The 6,646-nt window shown below is 35.3% G+C and carries 4 protein-coding genes and 1 pseudogene; all 5 read left to right on the plus strand.

The features are described from left to right. Positions 1 to 220 precede the first annotated feature (220 nt). Positions 221 to 1,393, plus strand: coding sequence for a T9SS type A sorting domain-containing protein (locus E1171_RS10605; protein ID WP_155205983.1), 1,173 nt, complete (start codon positions 221 to 223; stop codon positions 1,391 to 1,393). A 479-nt stretch (positions 1,394 to 1,872) separates the two neighbouring features. Beyond that, complete coding sequence (locus tag E1171_RS10610) at positions 1,873 to 3,084, plus strand: T9SS type A sorting domain-containing protein (protein ID WP_155205984.1); 1,212 nt, start codon at positions 1,873 to 1,875, stop codon at positions 3,082 to 3,084. Positions 3,085 to 3,511: 427 nt separating this feature from the next. Further along, a complete protein-coding gene (locus tag E1171_RS10615; RefSeq protein ID WP_155205985.1) occupies positions 3,512 to 4,831 on the plus strand; it encodes an NAD(P)/FAD-dependent oxidoreductase in 1,320 nt (439 codons plus the stop codon). Between the two features lie 201 nt (positions 4,832 to 5,032). After that, positions 5,033 to 6,094, plus strand: a complete 1,062-nt coding sequence (locus tag E1171_RS10620) for an aldose epimerase family protein (RefSeq protein WP_155205986.1) — start codon at positions 5,033 to 5,035, stop codon at positions 6,092 to 6,094. A gap of 338 nt (positions 6,095 to 6,432) precedes the next feature. Further along, positions 6,433 to 6,646 (plus strand): annotated as a pseudogene (locus tag E1171_RS10625) (hypothetical protein); the annotation flags it as partial.

Genomic DNA, 6,646 nt, shown 5'->3' on the forward strand with positions numbered 1-6,646 from the left:
AAAAAACTACCTGAAATTTCATTATATTTTTCACCGCAAACGTTTGCGGTTTTTGTTTAAAGTTATTGTTTTTGTTCCTATTTGAGCAAAATAGGGTGAATTTTTGCAAAAATTATTTATGTGGGCCTTTAAATACTGCCGAATTTGTTTTGATAACGGAAATATATAAATTGGCAAAAAATTGTAATTTCCCACAAAATATATTTTAAATTTTTTTGATATGAAGTGGATTTCTTGTCTCTTTTTTTTGGTGTTCCTGTTTAATCTAAAGGTTTCGGGGCAAACATATAATTCAATAAGTAATGAAAAAGGCGATTGGGAGAATTCGGAAATGTGGACAGAAGGCATGGTTCCTCAAGATGGTGGGGAAGACATAACCGTAAATATACTGGGTGATATTGTAAGAAATTCTTCCCTTGACTTTAGTGGTAGTACAGTATCTATTTTGGAAGAGGATACTTTATGGATTGAGGGTGATTTAATTATTAATGCAACGGTGACATTAAATATAGGAGAAGGTGGAATATTTGTAGTAAATGGAAATGTTATAATTGGAGAGAATAGTGTTGCTGCCCTCCATATTAATGGAATTGGAGGAGAAGCTTTCTTTGGAACAATGGTAGTTACAGGGGATTTTATTAAAGGGCCAGACGATAATGCATATTATTCTCCGAGTGGAGATGAAGAGGTTTATGTGTATAATGATGCCTCAAAACTGAAAAATCCTGTAAGTGGTGCTGAAATTGAACCTAAAAAAGAGCCTGAGTTGGATGAGGATATTCGTGAGTGGATTAATAATCGGTCAGCCGCCCTTCCCATCACTCTCCATTCCTTTGCCCATGAAATAAAAAACAAATCGGTGCATCTGAATTGGATAACTGCCATGGAACTCAACTTTGATTATTTTACCCTTGAGCGTTCTTCAGATGGGGTATTTTATGAGCCGATAGGTACTCTTTACTCAAAAGTGGAAGGAAACAGCGATACACCAACGGTTTATGAATTTACAGACCAAAATCCATTATTGGGTTCCTCTTATTACCGTTTGAAGGCTACGGATATAGATGGTACGGTGGAATACCATGATGTATTGGAGGTTTGGTATGAAGATATGGAAAAGCCTGTTGTGTTGTACCCTAATCCTCTAAAACCCTCAGAAGACAATCTTCAATTGATTTTTCCTATTCAGTCAGGTGGAAAATTGAAAATATTTGATCTTTTTGGCAAGAAAGTTTTTGAGCAGAATTTTGAAAAGGAGGAACTCGTAACTCAACCAAATGGATTTCATCTTAGTGTTGATACAGGTATGATCAACCTACCTTCCGGAACATATACCCTAAACGTTTATCAGGGAGGAGGTAAAACTCAAAATGAGCGGTTTATTAGGTTATAGAGCGGTAAATTGACCTTGTTCCATTGAATGAAAGAGGATAAAGCCGATTTTATGTTTACCCTATTCTTAAAATTTGCATATTAAAGGGTTTGTTTAGTGATTTGATACTGGGTTAAAGGTTTATAAATCAATTCTTTAAGTTGGTGTCATGATTTAAAATTAAAACCATTCTACCTCAGGTAATAAAAATTAAAACATTTCTTTTCCGGATCCCCAAGAAATCATAGGAAATATTGATTCCATAATCTGAATTTTTTATTTATCCCTTTTATATTCTTATTTATTTGCCATTTTTTTCAAATATTGTATTTTTTTTAAACATGATTTTTATGAGTTTTTATTGTATTGTAAAAATAAAGTTTTAAAAAATTATATGATAAATTAAAAAATATTATTTGGAAATTTGTTATTAAACTTGGATTAATTTACTTAAAGGTATATTTCAATTAATTTTATTGATTGTCAAAACGTTTAATGCGATGAAGAATTTTATAATTATTATATTTTTTCTTCTTATTTCTTTCCAGGTTTCTGGACAACAAGCTACTTCAAATGGAGGAGGAGATGTAGATGACCCTTTGTTATGGTCTACACCGGCAACTTGGGAGCCAGAAGGATCTCCAAATGAGCCTGACGTAGATAATGATGGAAATGTAATAGAAAATGTGGCCATATATGGTTTTGTTTTAAAAAGTGGGAATTTACAATTGGGTAATCGAACCAATGATGTTAATTTGACGATTGAGGAAAACAGTATTTTGCGTATAAATGGGGATTATGATCAACCTAATAGAACAGATAATGTAATTACAGTAAAAACTGGTGGATTATTAATCATAGATGGGGCATTACTTACTGGAAATAGGTATTCCGATTTAACCATTAATAATTTTGGAACTATTGTGGTTACAGAATATTATGATGATCCAAGTCCTTTCTATGAAAATGAAATAATAAATAATGAAGGGGCGACACTTTATATTATAGGGGACGAGGAGGATCTTCCGGAGGGTGTTGATACTCAGCCTGACCCTGATGTAGGAGATGGAAATGGTGGTATTGACCCTGAAAAACTGGATGATTTTATAGAGGAGCTGATAGGTATTGCCCTCCCAATCACCCTACATTCCTTTACCTACGAAATAAAAAGCAAAGCCGTCCAATTGAATTGGGTCACCGCGATGGAGTTGAACTTCGATCATTTCACCATTGAACGTTCTGCTGATGCTGTAAATTTTGACGCTATTGGCACTCATTCTTCTAAGGTGGAAGGAAACAGTGATACGCAAACTGCTTATGATTTTACGGATATTGATCCCTTGGTGGGGCAGTCATATTACCGCCTAAAGGCCACTGATATTGATGGGACAGTGGAATACCACGAGGAGTTGGAAGTTTGGTATGAAGATTTGGAAAAACCTGTGGTGCTTTTTCCAAACCCTGTTCCTGTATCAAGTGAAGTGATAAATCTAATATTTTCGGCTTTTGCCGAAGGACAAGTAGAAATTTTGGATGCTTATGGCAGAATAGTATTTACGAAAAATTTTGAAACTGATGAATTGAAATCACATTCAGATGGTTTTCATTTCCGTGTAGCTACAAATAAAACAGAATTGAAGAGAGGAATGTACACCGCAAAAACTTTCCAAAATGGTGGGCGTCAGCAAATCATTCGGTTTATTGTACGATAGTGGTATTTAAAGTTAGGTTTTCTGTCCAGCCTTCTCTTTACATAACTAAAGGCCTTAAATGAAAGACGCCACCCCAAAGGGATGGCGCTTTCACTTTCAACCAAAACATTAAATCTATCAACTATGAATAAACCATTCGAATAATAAACAGAGAGCAACATCCATTTAGTTCCCGATAATGAAAAAAATATCATTTTTTTTAGAATTTCTATTCTCTTATCCATTTAAGTGGGCTGTAAAAAATGCATTTTTAGCGATTTGATAATGAAATTTAGCAATAGCCCTTCCCTGCTCATTATTCAAATCTCATTGTTGATTTTTCATTACTTAGGGAAACCTTTCATCATATTCCATACTTTTTGTAGTAATAAGTAGCTAGAATTACTAAGTTTAGGCCATTCCAATTTCTCATCTAATTTTTGGTCTTATGAACAGATTAGAGCACCTTTCCATAAACATTCCTGAAACAGGCAAAAAAAGGGTCGTCATTATCGGAGGTGGTTTTGCAGGCATAAAGCTTGTAGAAGGATTACTTGATCAAGATTATCAGGTAGTTCTGTTAGATAAACACAATTACCACACTTTTCAGCCACTTTTATATCAAGTGGCAACAGCAGGCCTTGAGCCTGACTCTATTGCAGGCCCTTTAAGAAAGTTGTTAAAGGGGAAAAAAGATTTTTTCTTTCGAATGTTGCGAGTGGATGAAATTAACCCCGTAAAGCAATGCATTAGTACTCCTATAGGAGATATTCGATTTGATTATTTGATTGTCGCATCAGGCTCCCGAACTAATTATTTTGGGAATGAAGAAATTGCTCGACTAGCTTTTCCACTAAAGAAATTGACAGATGCCCTGGATTTAAGAAGTCAGTTTTTGCAAAGCATGGAACAGTCAGTAATGACTAGAGACCCTGAAAAGCGACAAAATTTGTTGAATTTCGTCATTGTTGGGGGAGGGCCTACTGGAGTGGAGGTAGCCGGAGCATTGGCTGAAGCTCGAAAGCATGTTTTGGTAAAGGATTATCCGGAATTAGATATTCAACATTTGCAGATATACCTGATAGAAGGAGCAGACAGATTACTTAACGGTATGCGGGAGAAGTCAGGAGAAAAAGCTTTGGGTTATTTAAAAGAGTTGGGGGTTAATGTAAAATTGGGCAGAATTGTAAAATCCTATGATGGGGCTGTAGTGCATTTGGATGATGGAACTGAGATTGAAAGCCAAACCCTCGTTTGGGCTGCAGGGGTGCAAGGAAATATTATTCCGGGCTTAAACTCCTCGGTAGATCGAAGTCGGTATGTAGTAGATGCTTATAACCGGATTCAGGGATATGAAAATATCTTTGCAATTGGAGATGTAGCTGCTATGAAAAGTAAACAATGGCCTTTGGGACATCCTATGCTAGCACCCATAGCTATGCAACAAGCCGAAAATTTGGGAAAAAATTTCCGAAGAAAAGAAAATGGGAAATCCTTACTTCCTTTTAAATTTGTGGACAAAGGGACTATGGCAACGGTAGGCCGCAATAAAGCGGTTGTGGATTTACCAAAAGGAAGTTTCGGAGGTCTTTTTGCCTGGTTGGTTTGGATGCTGGTGCATCTGGTTTCCATTATTGGTTTCCGGAATAAATTGGTGGTAATGAGTAATTGGTTCTGGAGTTACCTGACTTATGATCAGGGAATTCGTTTGATTGTTAGATTATTTAAGAGAGAAGCAACTTTTAAGGAAAATAAAAAAGCCGCCTAAAGCTTTTAATTATAAGAATAGGGTCCAGGTGTTTTGCCTGGACCTTTTTCTTTTTAGCCTTCCTCAATAATGATAATGCTATAAGGCTTTGTTAATTCTAAATATATCTACCAGTTGACAGGTTGGAATTGCAAAAGCAAAAAGATAAATTTAAACCTATAAAATGACTTTTAAATAAAACCAATTAAGCCTTAAATAGATATGCCCAATTTTCAGCCTCAATCTTTTGGAAAACTTCAAGACGGAAGAGAAACTTTGCTTTATACCCTTAGCAATAAACAGGGGATGGAAGTAAAAATTTCAAATTATGGTGGGGTGATAGTTTCTATTAAAGTAAAGGCTAAAAATGGAGATTTTAAGGATGTCGTTTTAGGATACGATTCAGTTTCGGGGTACGAAAAGGATAATTATTTTATTGGAACTTTGGTGGGGCGTTTTGCAAATCGAATTGCCAAAGGAAAATTTACTCTTAATGGTAAATCCTATACCTTGGCTCAAAATAATGGGGAGAATCATTTGCATGGTGGCCCAGGTGGTTTTCATAGGGCATTGTGGGAAACTGAAGCCTTCCAAAGTGATGAGGGGAAGGGACTAAAACTATCCTATTTTAGTAAAGATGGAGAAGAAGGTTATCCAGGTAACTTAAAAATCGCCGTTTCCTATTTTTTGGCTGAGGATAATTCTTTATCGGTAACATATTGGGCAACTAGTGATCAACCTACGGTTATAAACTTTACTCAGCATTCTTATTTTAACCTTTCAGGTGATCCTCAAAATAAGATTTTGAATCATCAGTTGATGATTAATGCGGATTCTTTTTTGCCTACGGATTCCACCGCTATCCCCACTGGAGAAAGAAGAAATGTAAAAGGTACTTCTTTTGATTTTCTTAATCCCCAGACTGTTGGGTCCAGAATAGAACATGATGATGAGCAACTAAAAATTGGAAGTGGATATGATCACTGTTGGGTTTTAAATAAGGAAGGAAATGAGCTTAGTTTGGCAGCTACCTTGTGTGAACCCGAATCGGGCTGTTTTATGGAAGTTTTTACCACTGAGCCAGGGGTGCAATTTTATGCTGGTAATTTTTTGGATGATGCCATGATTGGTAAAAAAGGGCAAGTTTGTGGAAAACGTTCTGCATTATGTTTAGAAACCCAACATTTTCCAGATTCTCCCAATCGCCCAGACTTTCCATCTGTTGTGTTGAATCCAGAGAAGGAGTTTAAATCCACTACTATTTTTAAGTTTTCAACTCAATAGTTATAACACTTTCAATGGCTCTTAAAAACCAACCCGATATTAAGAAAGAAATAGGTTGTGTTTATTTTTTGCATATGAGAAATACATGATTTGAATAAGGCATCGGGGTTTTTATGTTAGCATAGAGAATATTTTTTATCAAGAGTCAATTTTTTGGAGGTTAAACTTTTATTCTTCAAATTTTAGATCTTAAACTAAAATTGAATTAAGGTTTCAGTCTGGATTTATTTCCCCTTAATTTTGAAATTTCGAAATATTGGTAATTACTCTTATTTTCCTCACAGGGGTAAAAGCCTATAAATCTTTTAATTGAGGTCGAAATCTGCTAAATTTACCCAATGCAGGATTCAAAGATCTGGACAAATAGAGAGGATAAGGAGAGGCATAAAGTGCTGAAAAAAAATAATCAGGAAAATGATTCAGATCATTTTGAAAATATTTCCGAACAAGAAATATGGAATGCTTTTCGGCAGGGAAATGAAGATGCATTTATACATATTTACATTAAATATTTTAAAGTTCTTTATCAGTATGCCTCTCAATTCTCATTAG

It is taken from the genome of Xanthovirga aplysinae (genome assembly GCF_009711365.1).
GTDB lineage: Bacteria > Bacteroidota > Bacteroidia > Cytophagales > Cyclobacteriaceae > Xanthovirga > Xanthovirga aplysinae.

Coding starts and splice junctions, on each gene's coding strand:
- E1171_RS10605 (WP_155205983.1), top strand. CDS start 221: ATGAAGTGGATTTCTTGTCTCTTTTTTTTGGTGTTCCTGTTTAATCTA.
- E1171_RS10610 (WP_155205984.1), top strand. CDS start 1,873: ATGAAGAATTTTATAATTATTATATTTTTTCTTCTTATTTCTTTCCAG.
- E1171_RS10615 (WP_155205985.1), top strand. CDS start 3,512: ATGAACAGATTAGAGCACCTTTCCATAAACATTCCTGAAACAGGCAAA.
- E1171_RS10620 (WP_155205986.1), top strand. CDS start 5,033: ATGCCCAATTTTCAGCCTCAATCTTTTGGAAAACTTCAAGACGGAAGA.